Genomic DNA, 22,765 nt, shown 5'->3' on the forward strand with positions numbered 1-22,765 from the left:
GCCGGCGCCAGCACGACAACCCGCGCCGTCTGGCGCAAATCGCCGGGTTACGGCCGCCGGCCCAGTGCCGCGCGGATCGACGCGGTGATGCGGCGAAGCTCGGCCTCGTCGAGTTTTTCGATGTTCTCGGCCAGGAGGTTGGCAAGCTCGGTGGCGGCGGGATTGAGACCCGACGTGTCGAGCTTCACGCGCGGGTGCGAGGCCTCGGCCAGCCGCGCCAGTTCCTCGGCGTCATCCCAGATGATGTTGAAATAGCCGATGATCTTCTGGATCAGCGTCCAGGTCGGCGCACCGCGCCGGCCATGTTCCAGCGCCGACAGATAGGCGGCGCTGACGCCGATCGCCGCCGCCATGTCCTTCTGGCTGACACCGCGTTCGCTGCGCAGCGCGCGCAGCTTCTCGCCGAAGGGGGTCATGACCGCACCCGCCGCAAGCGGACATAGAGCGCGCCCGAGCCGCCATGGTTGCGCGCGGCATGGTCGTGGCTGGAGACCAGCGGCCGGAAGGCCGGCGTCGACAGCCAGGCCGGGACCGCGCGGCGCAGCACCCCGTCGCCGCCCGAGGACGAGCCCTTGCCGGTGATGACCAGCACATAGCGGATGCCGCCGGCATGCGCACGGCGCAGGAACGAAAACAGCAGCGAATAGGCTTCGTCCTGGGTCAGGCCGTGCAGATCGACGCGGCCCTCGATCGGCAGCCGGCCTTTCGACAGTTTGTCCAGCGTCGGTTCGTCGAGCGCGTGCGCGATATGCTGTGCCTTCGGCTTCGCCGCGCCGGCCGGAGCGCCGGCGAGCGGCGCTGGTTGCGGCGGCGTCGGCCTGGTCTCGGCGCCGATGTCGGGAATGTCGACGGCTGTCCTGCCCTTCAGCGGCTTGGCCGTGCGCGCCACAAGGTTCCACAGAACCCGGTCATCCTCGCTCAGCCTCTCGGTTCGGCGGGTCATCGATTCGAACCCGAAGCGAGCGCGCGCGGCACCAGCGCGTGAAAGTCCGCCGCATTGCGCACCACGCCGGCGATCTCGCCGGCCGCGTCACCCGAACCGGCGAACAGGTCGCCACGCGCCGGCCCGGTGATGGCCGAGCCGGTGTCCTGCGCGATCATCAGGCGCCGGAACGGTTTTCCGTCGAAAGCGGTCAGCGACGGAGCGTCGATATGGAACGGCGTACCGAATGTATGCAGCAGGCGGTCGACGGCGATGGAGCGGCCCGGCGTCAGCGGCACCTTGGCGGCGGCGATCGGACCAAGGGTCGCGTCGTCGACATCAGCCTCGCGGAAGAAGATATAGGAGCGGTTGCGCCAGAGGATTTCATCGACGCGGCCGGGATGCGCCTTGAACCAGGCGCGGATCGACTGCATCGTCACCTTTTCGAGCGGGATCTCGCCAATCTCGCTCAGGATCTTGCCGGGGCCGGTGAAGCGCTGGCCGGATTTGGCCGCGTAGGTGACGCGGCGAAGCCGGCCATCGGTCATGTTGAGCCGCGCCGCCCCTTGCACGTGAATGAAGAAGGCATCGACCTTGTCGGCCAGCCAGGCGATCTCCAGCCCCTTGCCCGCAAGCGCGCCGCACTCGATCTCGCCACGGTCGGGATATTCGACCGGCCCGTCCGGCGTCTGGCGCGCGAAGGCGAGATAGGGGTCCATTCCGTGCGGCCGGTTGGCGTCGTCGATATCGACGAGATCGGCCGGACGCGACAGCAGCGGCACGCAAAAGTGCCGGGTTTGCACCGGCGACGCCTCGATTTCGGGCTCATAGAAGCCGGTGACGAGGCCGGCGCCGCCGTTCTCGGCGCGGACATGCACGGGTGAGAAGTGGCGCTCGAAGAAGGCACGGGCCAGCGACCGATTCGCCGGCGAAACAGTGCGGGCCTCGGTGTAGGCGTCGGCGAAGGCGTTGAAATCGACACCGAGCGAACCGGTGCGATAGGGTTTGGTCAGGACATGAAAGGCGGAGCGGCGGAAGGCCGCGAAGGCCGCCAGATGGTCGTCATCGCCCCAGCCGGGGAGATCCTCAAACGATTTTCCGACAAGGAGAGGCGATAGCGACACCGGAGCCCGCCTTCGACTAAAGCGCGTCGTGCTTGAAGAGTGTCATGCGACGCGCTTCGGGTCCTGGGTTTGATGCCTGTCTTTGTCCCAAAAACGCTTCGCACTTTCGGGCGACATGCATCGGGGCTCAGTCTTCTTCCTCGGTGGCGACCAGCTTCCAGTTCGGATCGCGCGAGCGCGTGTCGCGGGCGAAGGTCCAGACATCCTTGACCTCGGCGACGGTTTCGGGGTCGCCATCGATGACGGCGCCGGCCTTGTCGCGGGTCGCCGAGATCAGCTCGCTGATGATGCGCAGCGTGACATGCGCCTCGCCACCCTTCATCTCGGCCGAGACGATGTCGGCCTTGTCGATGCCGACGAAGGAGGACTGGATCTTTTCCGACTTGGCCTCGCGTTCGCCAATGGCGGCGACAAAGCCGTCATAGACCTCGCGCGACAACAGGTTCTTCAACGTCTTGCGATCGCCGTCGGCATAGGCCATGACGATCATCTCATAGGCCATCTTGGCGCCGTCGACGAAGCCCTTGGGATCGAAGGAGGGGTCGTTGTCCTTGATCGTGCGCAGGCCCTTGTTGAGATCGCTGTCGGGCTTGGCGAAGGCGTCGATCGCCGCATAGGTGTCGGCCGCCGGCTCGCCGGGCAACCGCTTGCGCGGCAGCGAAACGACATTTTCGGATTTCTGTGCGGCATCCTTGTCGCCGCCGCGGGCCGCGGTATAGGGGTCAAAGGGCGGCCGTTCACTGCCGGTACGACGGCCCAGCACATTGCGCAGCTGGAAAAAGATGACCACCGCCGCAATCAGGAAGAAAATCGTGCCGAAGTCGAAGAATCCCATATCTTCCGCCAATCAATCCCTGCCTTTTGGCCGGACCGTCCGGCCAAGGCGCCGCGGTCGCATAGCGTTCAACATTCAAAGCATATAGAACGCAAGGCGCAATCATTCAAATCAAAGGCAGGCATACCTATCTAACAGGCTCAGTGCCAGCGGCGATTGCTCGCCGGCCGCCAAAACATCGAAACGGCCAGACGATCGGAAGGGTTGGCAAGACTTGCGTATTTCATTCCTTCCTCTTTTTCTCCTCGCGCTTCCGCTTCTGGAGATCGCCGGCTTCGTGGTTGTCGGTCGCGAGATCGGCGCGCTGGCGACGGTCGGGCTGGTGCTGGCGTCTAGCATCGCCGGCGCGATGCTGCTCAGGCACCAGGGTTTAAGCGTCATGACGCGGATCCGCGCCGAGATGGATGCCGGCCGCGATCCAAGCCGCCAGCTTGCGCATGGCGCCATGATCGTGGTCGCGTCGATCCTTTTGATCATCCCCGGTTTCATCACGGATATTATCGGCCTGCTGCTGTTCCTGCCGCCGGTGCGCGACCTTGCCTGGCGTACTTTCAAGGGCCGCATCGTCGTGGCCAGCAGTTTCACCACCGGGGGCTTTAGCGGCCGGCCGCGCGACAGGGTCATCGATCTCGACGACGGCGATTATTCGCGCGAGGACGATTTGAAACGCGGTCCCGACCACAACTCGCCCTGGCGGCGCCTGAAGGACGATTGAGGCAGCGGCTTTCTCGGGCCGCCACAAGCAAGGCGGCAAACCTTGTCTTGTCATGCCGGCCATGGTAGCGAACGCCCGATTTCAATTCGGTCAGCGAAGCTGCCCAGGCAAAAGGACAACGGCTCATGGCCAGCAAAGATGACGCGCCGGTCGGCGCAGCCAACGGAAACGGCAATGCGGCGCAGCCGTCGCTCAACGTTCTGGCCCAGTATGTGAAGGATCTTTCCTTCGAAAGCCCCGGCGCGCCGAATTCGCTGCGCGGCCGCGACAAGGCGCCCGGCATCGCCATCAACGTCAACGTCAATGCCAATCCGCTCTCCGACAAGCAGTTCGACGTCAACCTGACGCTGAACGCCAAGGCTTCCTTCGACCAGGAAGTGCTGTTCAACGTCGAGCTGGTCTATGGCGGCGTGTTCGCGATCAGCGGCTTTCCGCAGGAACACATGCTGCCGATCCTGTTCATCGAATGCCCGCGCCTGCTGTTCCCGTTCGCAAGGCAGATCATTGCCGAGGCGACGCGCAATGGCGGCTTCCCGCCGCTGATGCTCGACCCGATCGATTTCGCGCAGATGTTCCAGCAGAAGCTGGCCGAGGACCAGGCAGCCACCAAGGTCAAGGTGAGCTGATCCTGCCTTGCAGAATTCACGAAAGACCCGGCCTTGTGCCGGGTTTTTTGTTTGAGATGCCTGTGGGACAGAGGGGGCGTGAAGGATCGCTGCGGCGGAAATCAGCCAGCCGCAACCTTCAGCCAAAGCGCCTTTTCGCCCAGCGCTGCGACCATGCCGGCATGGGCGTCGCGCTCGGCTTCGGTCAGGCGGGCTGGCAATGGCGCCGGGCGTTGGCTTATCGTGATTTCGATCTGGCGGACATTCTCCCTGCCCTGGGCGGGCGCGGTTGCGCTGTCGAGGACGAGCGCCGCCTGCTTGCCGCCGATCAGCTCGATATAGACCTCGGCCAGCAGTTCGGAATCGAGCAGGGCGCCATGCTTGGTGCGCCTCGTGTTGTCGATGCCGTAGCGCCGGCAGAGCGCGTCGAGCGAATTGGGGCCCATCGGATGCTTGCGGCGCGCCAGCGCCAGCGTGTCGACGACAAGACCGTTGTCGATGACCGGGTGGCCCAGCCGGCCGAATTCGACATTGAGGAAGCCAACGTCGAAGGTGGCGTTGTGGGCGACCAGCTTGGCGCCGTCGATGAAGGCCAGCCACTCTTCGGCAATCTCGGCAAAGGTCGGCTTGCCCTGCAGGTCCGCCGCGCTGATGCCGTGCACGGCCTGCGCCTCGGCGTGGATCGCGCGGCCTTGCGGATTGATATAGTGATGGAAGGTGCGGCCGGTCGGGAAGCGGTTGACCAGCTCGACGCCGCCAAGCTCGATCACGCGGTCGTCGCGCGAATCGAGGCCGGTGGTTTCCGTGTCGAAGATGATCTCGCGCATCGAATCACTCTGCTCCTGGGGAGCAGAATCATGAGACCGGAACAAAATGGCAATGGAAAACGACGATGGCCAGGACAATCCCTACAGGTTTGCGCTGCCCCTCATCGCCCTGCCGGGCACTTCTCCCCGTATAGTGACGGGGAGAAGGGGGCCGGCCGCAACCTCGGCGCTCTCTCTGGAACGCTGGAGATTGGCTAAATCTTTTGCGAAGTCGTCCTTCTCCCCGTCACTATACGGGGAGAAGATGCCGGCAGGCAGATGAGGGGCAGCGCCGACGTCAACAGTTGGCCTGTCGAGCGCCAATGTCAGTTGCCCAGCTTGCTTACCCGACCAGCTGCCTGATGATCCCATCGACCTGGACGCGGGCGGCGTCCAACCCTTGTCCGGTGTCGATGATGAAATCGGCAAGCCGGCGCTTTTCGGCGTCGGTAACCTGCTTGGCCAGGATCGACGCCAGTTTTTCTTCCGTCATGCCCGGCCGGGCCAGCACGCGGGTGCGCTGGATCTCGGCCGAGGCGGTGACGACGACGACCTTGTCGACGCGGTCGCGGCCGCCGGTTTCGAACAGCAACGGGATGTCGAGGACCGCCAAGGGTGCGCCGGCGGCGCGATGCCTGGCCAGAAAGGCATCGGCATCGGCGCGCACCAGCGGATGGATGATGGCCTCGAGCCGCTTCAGCGCGGCGGCATCGCCGAGCACCCGCCGGGCCAGCTCCGTGCGGTCGACCGAGCCGGAAGCGGTGGTGCCGGGAAAGGCCGCCTCGACCAGCGGCGCGGCCTTGCCGGCATAGAGGCGGTGCACCGTCTCGTCGGAATCGTGGACAGGTACGCCGGCCTCGGCGAACATCTTGGCCGTCGTCGACTTGCCCATGCCGATCGAGCCGGTGAGACCAAGCACGATCATGCCTTCGGCACCAGGTCGGCGACGATGATCGCGCGGAGCTCAGCCGTAACCTGGGGCCTGATGCCGAACCAGCGCTCGAAGCCGGGCACGGCCTGATGGAGCAGCATGCCGAGACCGTCGACCGTCTTCAGCTTCCTTGCGCGTGCCGCGGCAAGCAGCGGCGTCTCCAGGGGCACGTAGACAATGTCGGTGACGATCGCCTGGTCGGGCAGTCTGGACGGATCGGCGGACAGGCCTTCATTGCCGTGCATGCCGAGCGCCGTGGCGTTGATCAGCAGGCCGGCGCCCGTGAGGAGTTCGTTCGTCGCCTCCGGGCCATGGGCGGTAACGCCGGCGCCGAAGCGATCGCATAATTCCTGTGCCCGCGCGAGCGTCCGGTTGACGATGCGGATATCGCCGACGCCACGCTGCTTCAGCGCATGGATAACCGCGCGCGACGCGCCGCCGGCGCCAAGCACCACGGCTGGACCGTTGGTCGCCCAGCCCGGCGCGTGGTCATCCAGATTGGCGGCGAAGCCGTGAGCGTCGGTGTTGCCGCCCCACAAGGTGCCGTCCTCGAACCAAAGCGTGTTGACTGCGCCGATCTGCTCGGCGGCATCATCACGGCGGGCGACCTGCGCGAAGGCGACCTCCTTGTGGGGAATGGTGACATTGCCGCCTCGATAGCCACTTTTCCAAAGCGTCGCCAGGAATTCGGGAAAATCTTGCGGCGCCACGTCGATCGCCTCATAGCTGCCGTCAATGCCGTGTTTCGCCAACCAATGGCCGTGGATTTTCGGCGAGCGCGAATGCTTGATCGGGTGGCCAGTGACGAAGGCCTTTTTTGTCGCTTCAGCCATCGATTGCCCCCAGCGTGCGCAGTTCGGCAAGCAGCGGCAACAGCGGCAGGCCGACAATGGTGAAATGGTCGCCTTCGATCTTGTCGAACAGCTGGATGCCTTCGCCCTCGACCTGATAGGCGCCGACGCTGGACAGCGCCCTGGAACCGACGCGGGCGAGATGGCGGCCGATGAAAGCCGGATCGAGCTTGCGCATAGTCAGGCTGGCGATGCCGACATGCCGCCACAGCACCGCGCCGTCGCGGACCAGCACGGCAGCGCTGTTCAACTGATGGGTCTTTCCCGACAGCGCCAGCAGATGACGGCGCGCGCCTTCCATGTCGGCCGGCTTGTGGAACAGTTCGTCGCCGAGCGACAGCGTCTGGTCGCAGCCGAGCACCAGCGCGCCAGGCTTGCGCGCGCTCACCTCGGTGGCCTTGGCCTCGGCCAGCACCAGGGCGACGTCCTCGGGGGAGACGCCGCTGCCCTGCAAGGGCGACTCGAGCGCGCGCTCGTCGACTTCAGCCGGAACCGCCTCGACGCCGACGCCGGCATTGACGAGCATCGCCTTGCGGAACGGACTGCCCGAAGCGAGGATGATTTTCTCTGTCATTTTGGCACTCGGGCGCAGACACAGGCGCAGTTGGGGTATGGGTTTCAATCTGTAACGTTGGCGCCGCCCCTCATTGTCCTGCCGGACATTTCTCCTCGTATAGAGACGGGGAGAAAGGGGCAGCTTCAGCGTGGGCGCTCTTTCGGCCACGCCGGTGATTGGCGAAACCTTCGATGACAGCGCCCCTCTCCCCGCCACTATACGGGGAGAGGATGCCGGCAGGCAGGTGAGGGGCGGCGCCGAGTTTCCGCTAAGAAGTCTCGGAAAACGCACTCCTCGCTCGTCTATCTCGTCTTCCCCCGCAGGGCAACGATGGCCGCCGCCGTTTCCTCGATCGAGCGGCGGCTGACGTCGATCATCGGCCAGCCATGCCGCGTGCAGATCTGGCGGGCATAGGCGAGCTCCTCGGTGATGGCGGCGCGGTCTACATAATCAGTTGCCTCGTAGGAACTGCTGTTGCCGAGGACGCGGTTCTGGCGGACATGCGAGATGCGCTCGGCGGTGGCGATCAGTCCGACGATCAGCGGCCGCTTGGCATTGACCAGGCTTTCCGGCACCGGCACGCCGAGCACGATCGGTATGTTGGCGGTCTTGATGCCGCGATTGGCGAGGTAGATGCTGGTCGGCGTCTTCGACGTGCGCGAGATGCCGACCAGCACGATATCGGCGTCATCCATGTTGGCCGGCAGCTGGCCGTCATCGTGCTCCATGGTGAAGTTGAGCGCATCGATGCGGCGGAAATATTCGGCGTCGAGAACATGCTGGGCGCCGACGCGCCGGCCGGCCGGGGTTCCGAGATAGGACTGGAACACGGTCAGCACCGGCTCCAGCACGGAGACGCAGGGCAGACCCATGGTCGCGCAGCGTTCGTCGATGCCGCGCGCCAGCTTCTGGTCGACGACCGTATAGAGAATGATGCCGGGCTCCTCCTCGATATCCTCGAACACCTTCGCCACCTGCTTTTCGGTGCGGATGAGCGGGTAGATGTGCTCGATGGCGCGCGCATCCTTGTACTGCGCGGAAGCCGCCCGGCCGGCGGCGAGCAGCGTTTCGCCGGTCGCGTCCGAAATCAGGTGCAGATGGAAGAAGCTCTGGGGTTTGTTCACAGGGGTCACTCCAGGCTGTGGGCTTGTGTGGATAAGGTCGGACGAAAAGACGGGTCGGTCGCAGGCGACTGTATCAGATGGCAGTTTGTCCACAATTCGATGCGCTACAGGCTTCGTCGAGCGGCTGGGGACAAGTCCGGGGACGGCCTGTCTTGCCTTTCAGCTGTCCACAGGGGGATCTTTTCCCGGCGCGTCCTAACGCCTTGACTCCAGTGGCGGATTCCCGACCTTCCCCAGAACCCTGCAATTCCGCGAGCGAAGCGCGCGACAATATGCTTGCTGGCATTTTTCGGGTTAAAGCGGGACAGGTGACAACCACCACAACCAACAGACTCTTAGAATCAGAAGAATCTTAGATATAAGAATATTTGATTATAGAGAGGCTTGGAGAAGCGAGCGCTCGATGCCCCAGAACCGGATCATGTTGGACGTCCTGAAGGGCAAGACGGTGTTTCCGCCTCCGCTCTGGATGATGCGTCAGGCCGGACGCTATCTGCCGGAGTACCGGGAGACGCGCAGACGGGCCGGGTCATTCCTCGACCTCTGCTACGATCCCGACCTTGCGGTGGAAGTGACGCTGCAGCCGATCGAGCGATTCGGCTTCGATGCATCGATCCTGTTCTCGGATATTCTCGTCGTTCCGCATGCGCTTGGCCGCGACGTGCGCTTCGAGGAGGGACGAGGGCCGCTGCTGACGCCGATCACGGTGGCAGAGATCATGGCTCTGGAGAGCGACGTGTTTCACGTGAATCTCGAACCGGTCTACGAGACGGTTCGGCGGTTGCGGGCAAAACTGCCTGATGAAACCACGCTGATCGGCTTTTGCGGTGCGCCATGGACGGTGGCGACTTACATGATTGCCGGCCATGGAACGCCTGACCAGGCTCCGGCGCGGCTGTTCGCCTATCGCGAGCCGGCGGCATTTCAACAGCTGCTGAGGGTGCTGGCCGATCATTCGGCTGCCTATCTGATCCGGCAGATCGAAGCTGGCGCCGACGTTGTCCAGATTTTTGATTCCTGGTCCGGCGTGCTCGACGATGCGTCGTTCGACCAGTTTTGCGTTTGGCCGGTGGCGGAGATCGTCAGGCAAGTGCGCGCCATCCATCCCGATGTTCCGATCATCGGTTTTCCCAAGGGCGCCGGCGCTCGTTACCGGACCTATCGACAGAAGACCGGGGTAACGGCCCTGGGGATCGACTGGACGGTGCCTCTGACGGCGGCGAAGGATTTGCAGCGCTCGGGTGCGGTCCAGGGCAATCTCGATCCCTTGCGGCTCGTGGCTGGCGGCAAGGCCCTGTCCGATGGCGTCGAGGCGATCCTGAAGGCGTTGGGAGATGGGCCGCTGATTTTCAATCTCGGTCACGGCATCACGCCGGAGACTCCGATCGCGCATGTCGAGGCAATGGTGAAACTGGTGCGGAGCGCGACACGCTGATGAGCGAGATGAACAATACCAACAGCACCAACAGCACCGGCCAGGCGATGATGCGCATGACGGTCAGCCTTGCCGTCCTGGTTGCCCTGACGGCACTTTTGTTTTTCGTCGCGCCCGACAGTTTCTATCCGTGGGCGAAAGCGATCCATGTCCTGGCTGTCATTTCGTGGATGGCGGGCATGCTCTACCTGCCGCGGTTGCTGGTCTACCACGCCGATGCCGAGAAGGGTTCGGTGCAGTCGGAGACCTTCAAGGTGATGGAGCGGCGCCTGCTGCGCGGCATCATCAATCCGGCGATGATCGTCACCTGGATGTTCGGGCTGTGGCTTGCCTGGAAAGGCTATGGTTTCCAGGGCGGCTGGCTGCACGCCAAGATCGGTGCTGTGCTTCTGCTGTCGGCCGTCCACGGCTATCTGGCCGGGGCGGTGCGCAAATTTGCCGAGGACCGTAACGAAAAACCGGCACGGCACTGGCGAATCGTCAACGAGATCCCCACATTGCTGATGATCGCCATCGTGATCCTGGTTGTGGTCAAGCCGTTCTGAGCCTTTATCGGGCTCGTAAAACGCAGCTTGCTCTTTCACCCGACCGACGATAAAAGACGGGTCTTCCTTCCCGTCATGCGCCGCCCGTCATTGCTTTCGGCCGCGCCCGGCATTTGTCGCATCCCGCCGATATTTCCCCAAAGCTTACTCAGAGTCCGTCTATGCAAGAAATGAAACTCGCCGAGTTCAAGAACAAGAAACCACCAGAGCTGATCGCTTATGCCGAATCGCTCGAGGTCGAAAACGCCAGCGTCATGCGCAAGCAGGAGCTGATGTTCGCGATCCTGAAGAAGCTGGCCGCCCAGGATGTCGAGATCATCGGCGACGGCGTTGTCGAAGTGCTTCAGGATGGTTTTGGCTTCCTGCGCTCGGCCAATGCCAACTACCTGCCGGGTCCCGACGACATCTATATTTCGCCGTCGCAGATCAGGCGCTTTTCGCTGAAGACCGGCGATACGGTCGAAGGACCGATCCGCAGCCCGAAAGAGGGCGAGCGCTATTTCGCGCTGCTCAAGGTCAACACGATCAATTTCGACGATCCCGAAAAGATCCGCCACAAGATCCATTTTGACAATCTGACGCCGCTCTATCCGACCTCGCGGCTGAAGATGGAAATGGAGGTTCCGACCTCCAAGGACATCTCCGCGCGCGTCATCGATCTGGTGGCGCCGCTCGGCAAGGGTCAGCGCGCCTTGATCGTGGCGCAGCCGCGCACCGGCAAGACGGTGCTGCTGCAGAACATCGCCCACTCGATCACCACCAACCATCCCGAATGCTATCTGATCGTGCTTTTGATCGACGAGCGGCCGGAGGAAGTGACCGACATGCAGCGCTCGGTGAAGGGCGAGGTCGTTTCCTCGACCTTCGACGAGCCGGCGGTGCGTCACGTGCAAGTCGCCGAAATGGTCATCGAGAAGGCCAAGCGCCTGGTCGAACATGGCCGCGACGTGGTCATCCTGCTCGATTCGATCACCCGCCTCGGCCGTGCCTACAACACCGTGGTGCCGTCATCCGGCAAGGTGCTGACCGGTGGTGTCGACGCCAACGCGCTGCAGCGGCCGAAGCGTTTCTTCGGTGCGGCACGCAACATCGAGGAAGGCGGTTCGCTGACCATCATCGCCACGGCGCTCATCGATACTGGCAGCCGCATGGACGAAGTCATCTTCGAAGAGTTCAAGGGCACCGGCAATTCGGAAATCGTGCTCGACCGCAAGGTGGCCGACAAGCGCATCTACCCGGCCATGGACATATTGAAGTCCGGTACCCGCAAGGAGGACCTGCTGGTGCCGCGTCAGGACCTGCAGAAGATCTTCGTGCTGCGCCGCATCCTGGCGCCGATGGGAACGACCGATGCGATCGAGTTCCTGATCGACAAGCTCAAGCAGACCAAGACCAACGCCGACTTCTTCGATTCGATGAACACGTAACAGTTTGTCCGGGGACGTTCCGGTCCATGCATTGAACCCCATTCCGGGAAACCGGGGTGGGGTTTTTCGTTGCCTGGATCAGGTCGCATTCCCGACATCGAGTGGCCGTATGCGGCAGCGGGCAGTGTCACCTTTGTGCGACGACTCGTGTTTGCCAGGCGAGAGACGACGACGTGAACAAGACAATCCCGACCCTGATCGGCTTCTCGGCCATCCTGACCTGGTCCTTTCTGGCGCTGCTTTCGACCGCCGCGGGCCCGATTCCACCCTTTCAGCTGGCGGCGATGACGTTTCTGCTCGGAGCGCTCTTCGGCGCGAGCAGCTGGATCTTTCGCCCCCAGGCTATCCGGTCACTACGGCAGCCATGGCCGGTCTGGGCGATCGGGACCGCGGGATTGTGCATCTACCACTGCGCCTATTTCTTTGCGATCCAGTCTGCTCCGCCAGTCGAGGTCAGCCTGATCGCCTATCTCTGGCCGCTGCTGATTGTCGTCTTCGCCGCCTTCCTGCCCGGAGAGAGGCTGAAGGCTCATCACGTCATGGGCGTGATTCTTGGCCTTGCCGGCGCTATCGTCGTGATCACCAAGGGTGGCAATGTCGGCCTGGCCAACGGGGTGATGAAGGGCCATGTCATTGCCCTGTTCTGTGCCTTCATCTGGGCGGGCTATTCAGTTCTGTCCCGCCGCTTCGGCCAGGTACCGACCGATGTCGTGGCAGGATACTGCTTCATCACGGCAGCGGTCGCCTTCGCGCTTCACCTGATGCTTGAAACCACTGTCTGGCCGCAGACGATGACGCAGTGGAGCGCGATCACGATTCTAGGCACGATCCCTCTGGGTGCCGGTTTTTATGCCTGGGACTATGGCTGCAAGCATGGGGACATCATGATTCTCGGCGCTTTGTCCTACGCGGCGCCGCTGTTTTCAGTGATCGTGCTGTTGCTCGCGGGCTTTGGCGTCTTCCACTGGTCCGTGGCGCTCGCTTGCGTCCTGATCACCATCGGTGCGGTGATCGCTGCCAAGGATCTGTTGTTCAAGCCCCAGCGGAATGTCCCTGCGGCCGAAGCAACAGTCTTGCCTTCAGAAGCGCCTGCGGAAGCCGAAGCAACCTGACGCTATTGGCGGCGCAGAAGACGGTCGAGCTCTTCGGGATCCGTCACGACGGGCAGGCAGACCTGACCGGTGCACAGCCAGGCGCCGGCCTTGTCGGTCGGCGGCAGGATACCGCCGGGCAGCAGCGATCGATTCGCTTCCGAACCGATCGGCACGACGATATCGACTCGACGCGGGTCCGGGCTTCGATTCGCAACCGGAACAAGTATTGGATTTATTGGATCATCTATCAGTACAACCTTCAGCGGCTCGATCGCCAAAGCGCAGGCGTTGACGATGCCGGCTTGACCATAGGCCTGCTGCGCCGCGCGGCCGGCGGCATGTTCGGCGGCTTTCCAGGCTCTCTCCTGCAGGTCGAGATCGCCGGTGATTGACGCCAGCCGGACCATCGCCTCGATGATCTGGCTGGTCGCCGAAGGGATGGCTTCGTCGACATCGCCCCTGATGCGGATCGGTACGTCGGTGCTGTCCGACGCCGTCAGGTAGTATCCGGTCTTCTCGGCGTCGGCGTGCCAATGGTCGAGCTGCTCGATGAACTGCCTGGCCCGATCGACATAGTTCCAATCGCCGGTGGCTTCGAACAGCGAGATCGCCGCATTGGCCATGGCAGCGTAGTCACTGGACAAGGCAGGGAACAGTTTCCTGACGCCAAGCATGGAATGCGGCAAGCGGTCGTCGCGGCTGGCGGCGCTGATCTGGGCGAAGGCCTTTGCCGCCGCGTCGATCCAGTCGCGCCGCGCCAGCGACCGACCGGCCTCGGCAAGGGCCGCGATCATCAGGCCGTTCCAGTCGGTCAGGGTCTTGCCGTCGCGGCCGGGCCTGACCCGCTCCTCCCGCGCGGCGAGAAGCTTCGCCTTGAGCGGCATGAGCCGCTCGCGTTGGGTCACACCTTGTGATTGCTGGGACCGGCTTTGATGGACAATCGGCCTGCCTTCCCAGCCATGCGGGCTGGACAGGGTGAAGTGTTTGAAAAACAAGGCAGAATCGTCACCAAGAACAGCTTCGATCTGTTGTCTGTCCCAGGTGTAGAAAAGTCCTTCCTTGCCATCGCTGTCGGCGTCGAGGCTGGCGGCAAAGGCGCCGCCGTCGACCCGCATTTCACGCAGCAGCCAGTCGACCGTCTCTTCGATTCGTATCCGGAACAGATCATTGCCGCTTGCTGCATAGGCCCAGTTGCACAGACGGATGAGCTGGGCGTTGTCGTAGAGCATCTTCTCGAAATGCGGCACCAGCCACTCGGCGTCGGTCGAATAGCGGCTGAGCCCGCCGCCAATGTGGTCGTAGATGCCACCGCTCAGCATCCGTTCGAGGCTGATGAGGACGTCGTCGCGATGCGTGGCGTCGCCGTCGCGCAGCCAGGACAGCCAAAGCGTGAGCATGAATGGTGCGTTCGGGAATTTCGGCGCGCCGCGCAGGCCGCCGAGATCGCGGTCGACCATGCCGTCGATGCCACTCGCCAGCTTTGCCAGCGTGTCGCGGTCAAGCGCCGTCGCTGCATGCGAGCCGGCAAGCCGCGCCCCGACATGCGTGGTCAGGCCGTCGGCGCTCTGGTTCAGGCTGGCTCTCTTCTCGCGCCAGGCCTTGTCGACGGCCTCCATCACCTGGACGAAGCCCGGGCGGCCGTAGCGCGGCTCGCGCGGAAAGTAGGTACCACCCCAGAATGGCTTGCCGTCCGGCGTCAGGAACATGGTCAGCGGCCAGCCGCCTTGCTCGCCCATCGAGGACAGCGCCGCCATGTAGATCTGGTCGATGTCGGGGCGCTCTTCGCGATCCACCTTGATATTGACGAACAGGCGGTTCATGACGGCGGCGACGCCGTCGTGCTCGAAGCTCTCGTGCGCCATGACGTGGCACCAATGGCAGGCGGCATAGCCGACGGACAGCAGGATCGGCCTGTCCAGGGCCTTTGCCTCTTCGAGCGAAGCCGGCGACCAGGCCCGCCAGTGCACGGGGTTGCAGCTGTGCTGCTGCAGATAGGGGCTGGCCTCGTCGGCAAGCAGGTTTTGCGCTGGCAATGTCACATCGGCAACTCGGTTGGCAATGGGGCGGAAGCTAGGGCGGTTCGATAGAGCGGGCAAATGATTTCAAGGGATTCAATCGTGGCGCTGTCGAGCGGCCGGCTACCCGCCGGCGTTGCCGTCATTCGCATTTCCGGCCCACAGACTCGATTCGTGGTCGAAACGATCTCCGGCGGCATGGTTAAGGACCGCGTGGCGGTTCTGCGCAGGCTGCGGGCGCCCGACGGAACCGTGCTCGACCATGGCCTGGTTGTCTTCTTCCCTGGCCCCGCGAGTTTCACCGGCGAGGATGTGGCGGAGTTCCATGTCCATGGCGGGCGGGCCGTGGTGGCCAGAATGCTGGAGACGATCGCCGGTTTTGACGGCGTCAGGCACGCGGAACCCGGCGAATTCACGCGCCGCGCCTTCCTCAATAGCAAGGTAAACCTGGTTGAAACGGAAGCGCTGGCGGATCTCGTCAACGCCGAAACGGAGGCGCAGCGGCGCTTTGCGATCCAGAATGCCGAGGGCGCCCAAAGCGAGCTCTATTTCGGCTGGCGGCGGCGGCTGATCCATGCACGTGCGATGATCGAGGCCGAGATCGACTTTGCCGACGAGGACGATGTTCCGGGTTCCGTTTCGGCTACGGTCTGGTTTGATGTCCAGGCGATGATCGGCGAGATTGACCGCCACATTGCCGGATTTCGCGCTGCCGAAATCATCCGCGACGGGTTCGAGGTCGTTATCCTGGGTGCGCCCAATGCCGGCAAGTCGAGTCTGTTCAACACTTTGGCGCGGCGGGATGCAGCTATAGTAACGGATGAGCCGGGCACGACGCGGGATCTGCTCGAGGTGACGCTCGATCTCGAGGGCCTGCGCGTCCGGCTGACGGACACAGCCGGATTGCGCGATGCGCCGGGCAAGATCGAGGCGATAGGGATCGAGAAGGCAAGAGCCAAGGCGGATCGCGCCGATCTCTTGCTGTTGCTCCAGGACCTGGCGGATCCCAGGGATGTCGGTCCGCTGCCGGCGGCGATACCAGCCTTGCGGGTTGGCACCAAGCTCGACCTGTTGGATGGTCAGGCGGCTGCGAATGCGGCCGCACACTATGATCTTGTCATTTCGGTCGCGGAGGGGGTCGGCGTCGGGGCACTGCTCGCGGAAATCGGGCAACGCGCGGCTCGTGCCGCCGGCAGCGCCGGCGACATTCTGCCGTCGCGCTTGCGCCATATTGAATTGCTTGGCGAAACGAACCGCCACCTGCTTCGCGCGACCAGCGACCAGGGCGTCGGACAGGAACTGCGCGCCGAGGAGTTGCGGCTCGCCGCCGACCGCCTCGGCCGCCTCGTTGGCGCCGTTGATGTCGAGGACCTTTTGGACGTCATCTTCTCGCAGTTCTGTATTGGGAAATGACTCACGTGAAACATCCGCTCGCCCGGGAACGCGTTGGGATGACTCACGTGAAACATCGGGACGGATCGCGACTCACGTGAAACGGGGTGAAGGCGGGTCGCGAGGCTGTTTCACGTGAAACGATGCGCCGAGTTTTCTTGACAGCAAGGTCACGCGAGGACATGTGTCGACCGAATCTTTGAGTCCAGGGATGTTTGGAATGACCGATCACTATGATGTGGTTGTGGTGGGTGGCGGCCACGCGGGTTGCGAGGCGGCCAGCGCCGCCGCGCGCGCCGGGGCGAGAACCGCGCTGGTGACGTTGCGCTTTGACACGATCGGCGTGATGTCCTGCAACCCGGCGATCGGCGGGCTCGGCAAGGGCCATCTGGTTCGCGAGATCGACGCCATGGATGGGCTGATGGGCCGGGTGGCGGATGCCGCCGGTATCCAGTTCCGCTTGCTGAACCGTCGCAAGGGACCAGCGGTGCGCGGCCCGCGCACGCAGGCCGACAGAAAGCTCTATCGCCTTGCGATGCAAGCAGCGATTCGGCAGCAGAACGATCTCGAGGTTGTTGAAGGCGAGGTCCTCGATTTCGAAATCGACGAGGGCCAGATCGCCGCTGTTCTTCTGGCCGATGGCCGCAGGCTGGCCTGCGGTGCGGTGGTTCTGACCACCGGAACCTTCCTGCGCGGGCTGATTCATATTGGCGAGAAGAAGATTGTCGCCGGCCGCATGAACGAGAAAGCCAGCATCGGCCTGTCGGCGACGATGACACGGGTCGGTTTCAAGCTTGGCCGGCTGAAGACCGGCACGCCGCCTCGGCTCGACGGGCGCACCATCGATTGGACCTCGCTGGAGAGCCAGGCGGCGGACGAGGATCCGGTGCCGTTCTCGCTGATGACCGATCGTATCGAGACGCCGCAGATCGATTGCGGCATCACCCGCACGACCACGGCCACGCATGAACTGATCCGCGCCAATCTTGGCCGGTCGGCCATGTATTCCGGATCGATCGAAGGCGTGGGACCGCGCTATTGCCCGTCGATCGAGGACAAGATCGTCAAGTTCGGCGACAGGGACGGGCACCAGATCTTCCTGGAACCAGAAGGGCTGGATGACGACACCGTCTATCCCAATGGCATCTCGACCTCGCTGCCCGAGGATGTGCAGCTCGATATCCTGAAAACCATTCCCGGGCTTGAGCGCGCTATCATGCTGCAGCCTGGCTATGCCATCGAGTATGACCATGTCGATCCGCGCGAACTGCATCAGACGCTCGAGACGAAGCGCGTTGGCGGCCTCTTTCTCGCCGGGCAGATCAACGGCACGACTGGCTATGAGGAAGCGGCCGGGCAGGGCCTGCTTGCCGGCCTCAATGCGGCGCGGCGCGCGTCGGGCGGCGCGCAGATCGTGCTCAGCCGGACCGAGGCCTATATCGGCGTGATGGTCGACGACCTGACCAGCCGCGGCATCAGCGAGCCCTACCGGATGTTCACCTCGCGGGCCGAGTTCCGGCTGTCGCTGCGCGCCGACAATGCCGACGAGCGGCTGACGCCTCTCGCCGCGAAGCTGGGAATTGCGTCGGCACAACGGATGCAGCGCTACGGCGACATGATGCAGCGGCTCGACGCGGCGCGGGAGCTGGCGCTCGCGCTCGCCATGACCCCCAATGAAGCGGCGCGTCACGGGCTGGAGATCAATCGCGACGGCGTTCGTCGTTCGGGCTACGAATTGCTGGCCTATCCCGGCGTCGACGTCGCCTGGCTGGCCAGCATCGAGCCGAAATTCGCGGTGATCGACGCCAAGACGGCGGAGCGCCTCGAAACGGAAGCGAAATATTCGGTCTATCTCGATCGCCAGAAGACGGACGTCGCGCAGATCCGGCATGAAGAGAGCCGGTTGATTCCCGAGACCGTCGACTTTGCCGGCGTGCCGGGGCTGTCCAACGAGCTCAAGCAGAAGATGCAGGCGCGGCGGCCCCGCTCCGTCGCCGATGCCCAGCGCATGGAAGGCATGACGCCGGCGGCGTTGGCGATCATCGTCGCGCATGTCCGCCACCAGGAGAATGCGCGGAGGGACGTTGCGTGAGCTCTTTCTCCTGGAAGAGCCTGCAGGACGCGGCGGGCCCGGTTTCACGTGAAACATTCGATCGCCTGGTGGCGTTCGAGCAGATGTTCCAGAAATGGAACCGCAGCATCAATCTCGTCGCGCAGTCGACATCCGGCGATGTCTGGCAGCGTCACATCCTGGACAGTGCGCAGCTCGGGCGCATAGAGCCCTCCGCCACGCGCTGGGTCGATCTGGGTTCGGGTGGCGGATTTCCGGGCCTTGTCATGGCCTTCCTGCTTGCCGAGCGTGACGGCGCGAGCATCGATCTGGTTGAAAGCAACCGCAAGAAAGCATCCTTCCTGCAGGCCGTCGTCGGCCAGTTCAACCTGCCGGCGCGCGTCGTGGCGCGTCGCATCGATGACAGCCATGCGCTTGTTTCGACACCGCAAATCGTCACGGCGCGGGCGTTGGCCCCGCTTTCGACCTTGCTGGACCTGTCGGCGCCGTGGCTGACATCGGGCGCGCGCGGGCTGTTCCACAAAGGCCGGGATTACCGCGCCGAAGTGCAAGAAAGCGTTCACCGATGGTCCTTCGATCTGGTAGAACATCCAAGCGTGACCGACGCTGGCGGCGTCATCCTCGAGCTGTCCAATTTGCGGCCTGTCTGATTTTTGTTTGGCGACCTCGATATGAATTTCTGGCATAGACCCATGATGAAGAATGGCCCTCGAATCATCACCGTAGCCAACCAGAAAGGTGGCGTCGGCAAGACGACCACCGCCATCAATCTGGCCACGGCGCTGGCGGCAATCGGCGAAAAGGTGCTGATCGTCGATCTCGATCCGCAAGGCAATGCCAGCACCGGCCTTGGCATCGACCGCAAGGACCGGACGGTGTCGTCCTATGACGTGCTGACGGGTGAGCTGGAGCTGGAAGCGGCAGCCATCCCGACCGCTGTGCCGGGCTTGTCGATCGTGCCGTCGACGCTCGACCTGCTTGGCATCGAAATGGAGATCGCGTCGGCGCCGGACCGGGTCCTGCGGTTGCGCAACGCCTTGCGTGCCGCTTCGGCGCGTTCGGCCGGCTTCGGCTATGTGCTGATCGACTGCCCGCCGTCGCTCAACCTTCTGACGCTCAACTCGATGGCGGCTGCCGATTCGGTGCTGGTGCCACTGCAGTGCGAATTCTTCGCGCTCGAAGGTCTCAGCCAGTTGCTGGAAACCGTCGAGCAGGTTCGCCGTTCGATCAATCCGGATCTCACCATCCAGGGCATCGTGCTGACAATGTATGACGGCCGCAACAATCTCGCGAACCAGGTGGTCCAGGATGTCCGCGCCCATATGGGCGACAAGGTGTACGAGACCATCATTCCGCGCAATGTGCGGGTTTCCGAGGCGCCGTCCTATGGCAAGCCGGCGATCCTGTACGACCTCAAATGCTCGGGCAGCCAGGCCTATCTGCAACTGGCATCGGAAGTGATCCGCCGCGAGCGTAAATTGCGCGCCGCTTGATTAGGCCGGATGCATAGATCAAAAGCCGATTCGATACCGAAACGATCCGGGACCTTGAAATAAAGATGAGCGAAGACCTTTCGAGAAAAAGACTGGGCCGCGGGCTGGCTGCGCTGATCGGCGAGATCGATCGCCCGGCGGCGCCGGAAAAGCCTGGTATGAGCGCCGACGGCAAGGTGCCGATCGAGTTTCTCAGTCCCAACCCGAAAAATCCGCGCCGGCATTTTGGCGACGCCGATCTGACCGATCTGGCGCAGTCGATCCGCGAACATGGCATCGTGCAGCCGGTGGTGGCGCGGCCGTCGCCGACCCAGGCCGGCCGCTATGAGATCATCGCCGGCGAGCGGCGCTGGCGGGCGGCGCAGCGCGCGGGGCTGAGCGAGATCCCGGTCATCATCCGCGAGGTCAACGATCGCACGGCGCTCGAACTGGCGATCATCGAGAACGTCCAGCGCACTGACCTCAATGCGGTCGAGGAAGCGCTTGGCTACCAGCAATTGATCGATGAGCACGGCTACACCCAGGCCGATCTCGGCCAGGTGATCGGCAAGAGCCGCAGCCATGTCGCCAACACGCTGCGGCTCCTGAAGCTGCCGGACGTTATCCGCGACATGCTGGTCGACGGTGCGCTGTCGGCGGGCCATGCCCGCACGCTGGTGACGGCGGAGGATCCGGCCGGACTTGCCAAGCGCATCGTCGAAGAAGGACTTTCGGTGCGCCAGGCCGAAGCGCTGGCACAGATGCCGGCCGGCCCGACGCCCGCCAAGGCCAAGTCAGCGCCGGGCGCGCCGGACAAGGATGCCGACACGCTGGCGCTGGAAAAGCTGATGACCGACACGCTCGGCATGATCGTGACGATCGAGCACAAGGATCGCGGTGGCGTGCTGCGGGTGAGCTACCGGACGCTGGACCAGCTCGACGAGCTCTGCCGGCGGCTGAAGGACGAGCAGTAGGTGCCTGAGGCGGCAACGAATTTAGCCGGCAAATTATCTCTCGGCTCAAGGTCAAGTCCGACCGATTGAAGCTGTTCGGCATTCGATGAGAACACGATAGAGGGCTGGCTTGCTGCCGGCCCTTCTGCTTCCCCGGCGCTTGCGACAGGCGAAAACGGTGGAGCTGCCAATCTCTCCAAAGGTACCCAAAGGGCGGGATTGCCCGTCATCGCCGCTTTTGGCTATCGCCAGCCCTGGCGCTCGCGGCTTGACAGTGCCGGGCAACGGCGTAACCTGAATTAGACATGGCTTAAATTATCTGCCCAAGCGTGCCGATCAGTCGCGGCGAGGGCTATTTGCCATTCCTACAATAGTCGTGAAATGGCACCGCCTCGCCAAAGCGATATGCCGACGCGCCTGACGCAAGTGGGAGGTGCAAATGGCAGTCCGTTGGCAATTGTCCGGAAGTTACTTCGAAAATTGTAGCTGCGATGTCGTATGTCCTTGCCTGCTATCCACCAACGCACAGCTGACATCGAAGCCCACGAGAGGCGTCTGCGACGTCGGTTTGGTCTTTCATATCGATAAGGGCAATTACGGCGACGTTCGATTGGATGGGCTCAGTGTCGCGATGGTTGCTCACACGCCGGGTCCGATGGCGAACGGCAATTGGACGGCCGCCGCCTATATCGACGAACGGGCCGATGACAGGCAAACAGAGGCGCTAGGTGCCATCTTCACTGGCGCCGCGGGTGGCCCCATGGCGGTGTTGGCACCGATGATTGGCACGAATCTCGGCGCCAAGAAGGTGCCGATAGACTACCGGATAGACGGCAAGAAGCGGTCGGCGGAGATTGCGGGCGTCATGCGGATGGCGGTCGAGCCGCTGCCGACAATGCGCGAGGACGGGCAGATGTGGGCGGCTACCGGCCATCCGATCAATCCCGACTGGCTCGGCCTGGCAATGGGGGCGGAAGGCAGTGCATTCAGCGACCATGGCATGAGCTGGGACAATTCCCGCCGAAACGGACATTACGCCCCGATCAATTGGTCCGGCCAGCAGTAGCCGTTGGCCGTACAGTCGGAACGCACTCGTTCATGGCGCCGACGTTGCAGCGAAACATCATTCTCACGCTGCTGATCGCTATCGCCGCGGCGGCGTGGGCCCTGCTTGTCTGGCAGCAGATGGGCATGGACGCGGACATGCGCATGGAAATGTACTCACTCACCATGGGCATGAAGGCGCCGCTGTTTCTTGCCGTCTGGATGATCATGATGATTGCCATGATGTTTCCGACGGCCGCGCCCATGATCCTGACGTTTCACCAGGTCCAGGCCGGCAAACAGGGCCGGGGCGAGACCTTTGTCTCGAGCTGGGTGTTCGTCGCCGGGTACATGCTGGTTTGGGGCGTAATGGGCGTTGTCGCCTTTGCCGGTGCGGCGGGTGCGGAGATGCTTGCCGGGCATGTGGGATTGTCCACGGCGACGGCCGCGCGCATCGGCGGCGCGCTGCTGATGATTGGGGGCGCCTATCAACTCTCCCCACTGAAAGATCTGTGTCTGGCCAAATGCCGCACGCCGATTGGTTTCATCCTGACCTCATGGCGCGATGGTTACTGGGGCGCGGTTCGCATGGGCCTGGAGCATGGACTTTTTTGCCTGGGCTGCTGCTGGCTTTTGTTTCTCGCCCTCTTTCCTCTCGGGATCATGAACGTCGCCGCAATGGCCGTGGTCACCTTGCTGATCTTTGCGGAAAAGACGCTTCCGTCAGGAGAGGGGATCGCAAAGGTCTCGGGTGTCGCTCTGCTCCTTTATGGCGCGGCGGTGCTGGTCTTTCCACAGGCGCTGCCGACCTTCCAGCCAGTGGGCGCCATGACAATGAATTGACCAAT

Annotated in this window: 23 protein-coding genes; 13 read left to right on the top strand and 10 right to left on the bottom strand. The window is 63.4% G+C overall.

What is annotated here, in order from left to right:
• Positions 1-47 precede the first annotated feature (47 nt).
• From OOJ09_RS07285 to OOJ09_RS07300, 4 genes are all read right to left on the bottom strand, one after another.
• Positions 48-416 carry a helix-turn-helix domain-containing protein gene (locus tag OOJ09_RS07285; protein ID WP_136620337.1) on the bottom strand — a complete coding sequence of 123 codons (369 nt, stop codon included), beginning with the start codon at positions 414-416 and terminating at the stop codon, positions 48-50.
• Positions 413-943, bottom strand: coding sequence for a Smr/MutS family protein (locus OOJ09_RS07290; RefSeq protein ID WP_269904541.1), 531 nt, complete (start codon positions 941-943; stop codon positions 413-415). Before OOJ09_RS07290 ends, OOJ09_RS07285 begins: the two co-directional genes overlap by 4 nt.
• The gene (locus OOJ09_RS07295) at positions 940-2,046 is read right to left on the bottom strand and encodes a murein transglycosylase A (RefSeq protein ID WP_269904542.1); all 1,107 of its coding nucleotides are present in this window, start codon (positions 2,044-2,046) and stop codon (positions 940-942) included. Before OOJ09_RS07295 ends, OOJ09_RS07290 begins: the two co-directional genes overlap by 4 nt.
• Positions 2,047-2,173: 127 nt before the next feature.
• A complete protein-coding gene (locus OOJ09_RS07300; RefSeq protein WP_256753290.1) occupies positions 2,174-2,881 on the bottom strand; it encodes a Tim44/TimA family putative adaptor protein in 708 nt (235 codons plus the stop codon).
• A gap of 214 nt (positions 2,882-3,095) precedes the next feature.
• Between OOJ09_RS07300 and OOJ09_RS07305 the strand changes: the two genes are divergently transcribed.
• Together OOJ09_RS07305 and secB are read left to right on the top strand one after the other, a co-directional pair.
• Positions 3,096-3,596, top strand: a complete 501-nt coding sequence (locus OOJ09_RS07305) for an FxsA family protein (RefSeq protein WP_269904543.1) — start codon at positions 3,096-3,098, stop codon at positions 3,594-3,596.
• Positions 3,597-3,721: 125 nt separating this feature from the next.
• Positions 3,722-4,222 carry a protein-export chaperone SecB gene (gene secB / locus OOJ09_RS07310; protein WP_109663564.1) on the top strand — a complete coding sequence of 167 codons (501 nt, stop codon included), beginning with the start codon at positions 3,722-3,724 and terminating at the stop codon, positions 4,220-4,222.
• A 101-nt stretch (positions 4,223-4,323) separates the two neighbouring features.
• Here the strand turns inward: secB and dnaQ are convergent, their stop codons facing one another.
• From dnaQ to OOJ09_RS07335, 5 genes are all read right to left on the bottom strand, one after another.
• Positions 4,324-5,028 (bottom strand): DNA polymerase III subunit epsilon, encoded by a 705-nt coding sequence (gene dnaQ / locus OOJ09_RS07315; RefSeq protein ID WP_269904544.1) that lies wholly within the window; start codon positions 5,026-5,028, stop codon positions 4,324-4,326.
• A gap of 322 nt (positions 5,029-5,350) precedes the next feature.
• Positions 5,351-5,932 carry a dephospho-CoA kinase gene (gene coaE / locus OOJ09_RS07320; protein ID WP_269904545.1) on the bottom strand — a complete coding sequence of 194 codons (582 nt, stop codon included), beginning with the start codon at positions 5,930-5,932 and terminating at the stop codon, positions 5,351-5,353.
• Entirely contained in the window at positions 5,929-6,771 is an 843-nt protein-coding gene (locus OOJ09_RS07325) for a shikimate dehydrogenase (RefSeq protein WP_269904546.1), read from the bottom strand. The genes coaE and OOJ09_RS07325 overlap by 4 nt, the downstream gene beginning before the upstream one ends.
• Complete coding sequence (locus tag OOJ09_RS07330) at positions 6,764-7,363, bottom strand: Maf-like protein (protein WP_269904547.1); 600 nt, start codon at positions 7,361-7,363, stop codon at positions 6,764-6,766. Before OOJ09_RS07330 ends, OOJ09_RS07325 begins: the two co-directional genes overlap by 8 nt.
• Before the next feature lie 284 nt (positions 7,364-7,647).
• Positions 7,648-8,562: a pyruvate, water dikinase regulatory protein gene (locus tag OOJ09_RS07335; RefSeq protein WP_420107496.1), complete on the bottom strand. Its 915-nt coding sequence runs from the start codon at positions 8,560-8,562 to the stop codon at positions 7,648-7,650.
• 310 nt (positions 8,563-8,872) lie between these two features.
• Between OOJ09_RS07335 and hemE the strand changes: the two genes are divergently transcribed.
• The 4 genes from hemE (at position 8,873) to OOJ09_RS07355 (ending at position 12,988) form a co-directional block, all read left to right on the top strand.
• Positions 8,873-9,904, top strand: a complete 1,032-nt coding sequence (hemE, locus tag OOJ09_RS07340) for a uroporphyrinogen decarboxylase (RefSeq protein ID WP_269904549.1) — start codon at positions 8,873-8,875, stop codon at positions 9,902-9,904.
• Positions 9,905-9,912: 8 nt separating this feature from the next.
• The gene (gene hemJ / locus OOJ09_RS07345) at positions 9,913-10,449 is read left to right on the top strand and encodes a protoporphyrinogen oxidase HemJ (RefSeq protein WP_420107504.1); all 537 of its coding nucleotides are present in this window, start codon (positions 9,913-9,915) and stop codon (positions 10,447-10,449) included.
• Between the two features lie 161 nt (positions 10,450-10,610).
• Positions 10,611-11,876 carry a transcription termination factor Rho gene (rho, locus tag OOJ09_RS07350; protein ID WP_082525387.1) on the top strand — a complete coding sequence of 422 codons (1,266 nt, stop codon included), beginning with the start codon at positions 10,611-10,613 and terminating at the stop codon, positions 11,874-11,876.
• Positions 11,877-12,049: 173 nt separating this feature from the next.
• Complete coding sequence (locus OOJ09_RS07355) at positions 12,050-12,988, top strand: DMT family transporter (RefSeq protein ID WP_269904870.1); 939 nt, start codon at positions 12,050-12,052, stop codon at positions 12,986-12,988.
• A 2-nt stretch (positions 12,989-12,990) separates the two neighbouring features.
• Here OOJ09_RS07355 and OOJ09_RS07360 read toward each other — a convergent pair whose 3' ends face one another.
• Entirely contained in the window at positions 12,991-15,009 is a 2,019-nt protein-coding gene (locus tag OOJ09_RS07360; protein ID WP_269904551.1) for a thioredoxin domain-containing protein, read from the bottom strand.
• Positions 15,010-15,066: 57 nt separating this feature from the next.
• Here OOJ09_RS07360 and mnmE point away from each other — a divergent pair, with 57 nt between their 5' ends.
• The 7 genes from mnmE to OOJ09_RS07395 all read left to right on the top strand — a co-directional run bounded on the left by mnmE (position 15,067) and on the right by OOJ09_RS07395 (position 22,760).
• Positions 15,067-16,398, top strand: coding sequence for a tRNA uridine-5-carboxymethylaminomethyl(34) synthesis GTPase MnmE (gene mnmE / locus OOJ09_RS07365; protein ID WP_269904552.1), 1,332 nt, complete (start codon positions 15,067-15,069; stop codon positions 16,396-16,398).
• 199 nt (positions 16,399-16,597) lie between these two features.
• Positions 16,598-18,469, top strand: a complete 1,872-nt coding sequence (gene mnmG, locus OOJ09_RS07370) for a tRNA uridine-5-carboxymethylaminomethyl(34) synthesis enzyme MnmG (RefSeq protein ID WP_269904553.1) — start codon at positions 16,598-16,600, stop codon at positions 18,467-18,469.
• A complete protein-coding gene (gene rsmG, locus OOJ09_RS07375) occupies positions 18,466-19,098 on the top strand; it encodes a 16S rRNA (guanine(527)-N(7))-methyltransferase RsmG (protein ID WP_269904554.1) in 633 nt (210 codons plus the stop codon). Before mnmG ends, rsmG begins: the two co-directional genes overlap by 4 nt.
• A gap of 42 nt (positions 19,099-19,140) precedes the next feature.
• Positions 19,141-19,941 (top strand): ParA family protein, encoded by an 801-nt coding sequence (locus OOJ09_RS07380; protein ID WP_091575900.1) that lies wholly within the window; start codon positions 19,141-19,143, stop codon positions 19,939-19,941.
• A 65-nt stretch (positions 19,942-20,006) separates the two neighbouring features.
• Positions 20,007-20,894: a ParB/RepB/Spo0J family partition protein gene (locus OOJ09_RS07385; protein WP_269904555.1), complete on the top strand. Its 888-nt coding sequence runs from the start codon at positions 20,007-20,009 to the stop codon at positions 20,892-20,894.
• A 418-nt stretch (positions 20,895-21,312) separates the two neighbouring features.
• A complete protein-coding gene (locus OOJ09_RS07390) occupies positions 21,313-21,939 on the top strand; it encodes a DUF1326 domain-containing protein (protein ID WP_269904556.1) in 627 nt (208 codons plus the stop codon).
• 32 nt (positions 21,940-21,971) lie between these two features.
• Complete coding sequence (locus OOJ09_RS07395; protein ID WP_269904557.1) at positions 21,972-22,760, top strand: DUF2182 domain-containing protein; 789 nt, start codon at positions 21,972-21,974, stop codon at positions 22,758-22,760.
• Positions 22,761-22,765: the final 5 nt, after the last annotated feature.

The sequence above is a fragment of the Mesorhizobium qingshengii genome (assembly GCF_027563465.1).
Classification (GTDB): Bacteria; Pseudomonadota; Alphaproteobacteria; order Rhizobiales; family Rhizobiaceae; genus Mesorhizobium; species Mesorhizobium qingshengii_A.

Coding starts and splice junctions, on each gene's coding strand:
- OOJ09_RS07285 (WP_136620337.1), bottom strand. CDS start 416: ATGACCCCCTTCGGCGAGAAGCTGCGCGCGCTGCGCAGCGAACGCGGT.
- OOJ09_RS07290 (WP_269904541.1), bottom strand. CDS start 943: ATGACCCGCCGAACCGAGAGGCTGAGCGAGGATGACCGGGTTCTGTGG.
- OOJ09_RS07300 (WP_256753290.1), bottom strand. CDS start 2,881: ATGGGATTCTTCGACTTCGGCACGATTTTCTTCCTGATTGCGGCGGTG.
- secB (WP_109663564.1), top strand. CDS start 3,722: ATGGCCAGCAAAGATGACGCGCCGGTCGGCGCAGCCAACGGAAACGGC.
- dnaQ (WP_269904544.1), bottom strand. CDS start 5,028: ATGCGCGAGATCATCTTCGACACGGAAACCACCGGCCTCGATTCGCGC.
- coaE (WP_269904545.1), bottom strand. CDS start 5,932: ATGATCGTGCTTGGTCTCACCGGCTCGATCGGCATGGGCAAGTCGACG.
- OOJ09_RS07325 (WP_269904546.1), bottom strand. CDS start 6,771: ATGGCTGAAGCGACAAAAAAGGCCTTCGTCACTGGCCACCCGATCAAG.
- OOJ09_RS07330 (WP_269904547.1), bottom strand. CDS start 7,363: ATGACAGAGAAAATCATCCTCGCTTCGGGCAGTCCGTTCCGCAAGGCG.
- hemE (WP_269904549.1), top strand. CDS start 8,873: ATGCCCCAGAACCGGATCATGTTGGACGTCCTGAAGGGCAAGACGGTG.
- hemJ (WP_420107504.1), top strand. CDS start 9,913: ATGAACAATACCAACAGCACCAACAGCACCGGCCAGGCGATGATGCGC.
- rho (WP_082525387.1), top strand. CDS start 10,611: ATGCAAGAAATGAAACTCGCCGAGTTCAAGAACAAGAAACCACCAGAG.
- mnmE (WP_269904552.1), top strand. CDS start 15,067: ATGATTTCAAGGGATTCAATCGTGGCGCTGTCGAGCGGCCGGCTACCC.
- mnmG (WP_269904553.1), top strand. CDS start 16,598: ATGACCGATCACTATGATGTGGTTGTGGTGGGTGGCGGCCACGCGGGT.
- OOJ09_RS07380 (WP_091575900.1), top strand. CDS start 19,141: ATGATGAAGAATGGCCCTCGAATCATCACCGTAGCCAACCAGAAAGGT.
- OOJ09_RS07385 (WP_269904555.1), top strand. CDS start 20,007: ATGAGCGAAGACCTTTCGAGAAAAAGACTGGGCCGCGGGCTGGCTGCG.
- OOJ09_RS07390 (WP_269904556.1), top strand. CDS start 21,313: ATGGCAGTCCGTTGGCAATTGTCCGGAAGTTACTTCGAAAATTGTAGC.
- OOJ09_RS07395 (WP_269904557.1), top strand. CDS start 21,972: ATGGCGCCGACGTTGCAGCGAAACATCATTCTCACGCTGCTGATCGCT.